Here is a 2,505-nt window from a genome sequence, read left to right on the forward strand (position 1 = left end):
ACAACACCAGCTCGACGGTCTGGCGCTTGTATTCTTCGGTAAATGACCGACGTTGACGTTCCATTCAACACCTCCGGGCTCAATGAGCCTACTACAGGTGTCCACTCATTCGGAGGAGGTTCACTTTTGGGGGGCACTCCAGACACCGTTCCCGGATTACGCTGCGCTCCATCCGCGCTACGAACTCCGTGCGGGCTACGTGGACGGTGGCCAAGCCGAATGCGTGGCGATGCTGGTCCAGGTCGGCGATCACCTCAGCAAGCAGTATGACTTCAAGGACTGACGCGCTGGGCTGTTATCCGTGACGAGCGCCGGCTCGCTAAGGCGTGTACTTATAACTCCCGCGCCGCAGATCAGGATGCGTATGAGATCCGCTGTGCCCCTGATAGCGGCGCGATAGCAGAGCTCCAAGGGTCCGAGTTGGGCCAAGAGGCGACGTAACGCGTCCAGGTCAGCTCCAATCGAGTGGCGGGTTGTGGGACTTGGCTTCGTGCCACCACCAGTTACCCACGTAACGCAATTCCGGATTTCCGAAATCTTTCTGTAGGCGTCCTGCCCCATCATCGTCGCCTGGTGGATGGTCACTTCTAACACGAAAGGAGCTTCCATGAAGATTCAAGTCCGCAGGCTCGCGATTGCACTCGCAATTGCTGTTCCTCTCGCAGCGGCCGCCACGGCCAAATCGTCTGCTGCGCCGATCAATGGCATGTCGATCAAGGCGGCGGTACCAGCCGTGACGATGGACGTGCGCTATCTGGTGCGTCGGGATTATCCTTCGTACTGGGGCTATCCCACCTATAACTCGTACTGGGGCTATCCTACCTATAATTCGTATTGGGGCTATCCGACCTATAATTCATACTGGAGCTATCCGAGCTATTACTACTCCTATCCCGGCTACACTTACGGCTGGTGATGACGTCAAGCATTGGCAGCGTGCGGCTCCCTTCGAGCCGCCGCTCGCCAACATGTATTTGAGAGATTTTATCCTTGCTCGATCATGCGCATCGCGCTTGCTTCGCTTCGCTCGCAATGACGGGCTTGGCCGTTACTGTCCCTTGGCCCTCTGGTCGAATGCGCTGAGGACTGCGAGCGTCATCGCGGTGACGCCGGTCTGAATGGTAGGCTTCGGCACCGGCGCGAACAGCGGGGAATGGTTGCCGGGAAGCGGCGGGCCGCCATTGCGCGCGGCGGCGACGTGCTCGGGATCGTAGACGCCGATATTGAAGAACATCGAGGGCACGCCGGCATTGATGTACTCGGAAAAATCCTCGCTCGCGGTGACCGGCGGCGCGGTCCTGAACTTGTCGCCGAAGGCCGCGTTCAGCACCTTCTCGGCGGTCGCGACAACAGCGGCATCGTTGACCACCGCCTTGGTACCCTCGGTGATCCTGATATCCGGTGCAGGCGCATTCGCCATGGCGGCGACCGCTTTGGCGGTACGTTCGATTCCATCATGCATCTTGGCGCGCACGTCCGGTTTGAAGGTTCTGATGGTGCCGAGCAGGACCGCTTCGTCGGGAATGATGTTGGCCGTGGTGCCGGCATGGAGCGAGCCGATGGAGACCACGCCGAATTCGGTCGGGTCCTTTTCACGGCTGATGACGCTCTGCACATCGACCACAAAACGCGACGCCATCATCACGGGATCGATGGTCGCCTGTGGCGCCGCGCCATGGCCGCCGCGGCCTTTGAATTTGATGTAGAGGCCGTCGGCATTGGAAGAGCGGACCCCGACGGTGTAGCTGACGTAGCCGTAGGGAAAGGCCCCGCTATGCAGGGCAAAGCCGGCATCGGGTTTGGGAAAGCGCGTGAACAGGCCGTCGGCCAGCATGGCTCTGGCACCCGCAACCACTTCCTCGGCGGGCTGGGCGATGAACATCAGCGTGCCCTTCCACTGGTCCTTCAGCCCGACCAGCGTCTTCGCCGTTCCGACCCAGCTCGCCATGTGGATGTCGTGGCCGCAGCTATGGGCGACAAAGGTTTCGCGCTCCTGCCAGATGGTCTTGTCGCGGCTTGCGTAGGGCAGGCCGGTTTTCTCCTCCATCGGCAGCGCGTCAAGCTCGGTGCGCACCATGATGGTCGGACCGTCGCCATTTTTGTAGAGCGCAACCAGCCCGGTCTTGCCGACCTTCTCTGTAACCTCGAAGCCGATCGCGCGCATCTCGGCGGCGAGTCTTGCGGCGGTCTTCTCCTCCTGGAAGGCGATCTCGGGATGGGCGTGGATGTCCTTGTAGAGCGCATCGAGTTTTGGATATTCGCTCTCGAAGGAGGTCTCGATCGATTGCTTCAGGCTTGCGACGTCGAACTCCGCATGCGCCGGCAGCGCAACCATGCTGCCCAAGACAAATGCGACGAGCAGGGGCTTTGCAAACCGCATGGGGATGTCCCGGGTTCTGTTGAATTACTGAAGAGGTCGGCGTTGCCCACCTTGAGCCGGTAGGCTCGGGGTGCTGATTCCACAAAGGAGAGCAACGCCATGACGAGAGATATCACACCGGCTGG

The 2,505-nt window shown here is 60.4% G+C and carries 3 protein-coding genes; 2 read left to right on the forward strand and 1 reads right to left on the reverse strand.

Features of this window, described 5'->3' with window-relative positions; genetic code table 11:
• Nucleotides 1-97: 97 nt before the first annotated feature.
• Both ACZYOF_RS43370 and ACZYOF_RS43375 read left to right on the forward strand, forming a co-directional pair.
• Nucleotides 98-283, forward strand: coding sequence for a hypothetical protein (locus ACZYOF_RS43370; protein ID WP_463719546.1), 186 nt, complete (start codon nt 98-100; stop codon nt 281-283).
• Nucleotides 284-607: 324 nt separating this feature from the next.
• Nucleotides 608-916, forward strand: coding sequence for a hypothetical protein (locus tag ACZYOF_RS43375; RefSeq protein ID WP_130578820.1), 309 nt, complete (start codon nt 608-610; stop codon nt 914-916).
• Between the two features lie 132 nt (nt 917-1,048).
• Here the strand turns inward: ACZYOF_RS43375 and ACZYOF_RS43380 are convergent, their stop codons facing one another.
• Entirely contained in the window at nt 1,049-2,380 is a 1,332-nt protein-coding gene (locus ACZYOF_RS43380; protein ID WP_282527805.1) for an amidohydrolase, read from the reverse strand.
• Between the last annotated feature and the right edge of the window lie 125 nt (nt 2,381-2,505).

This window comes from Bradyrhizobium sp. LeoA1Lang, assembly GCF_055413685.1.

Bases quoted from the DNA above. Each gene is read 5' to 3' on its own strand.
- ACZYOF_RS43375 (WP_130578820.1), top strand. From the start codon at position 608: ATGAAGATTCAAGTCCGCAGGCTCGCGATTGCACTCGCAATTGCTGTT.
- ACZYOF_RS43380 (WP_282527805.1), bottom strand. From the start codon at position 2,380: ATGCGGTTTGCAAAGCCCCTGCTCGTCGCATTTGTCTTGGGCAGCATG.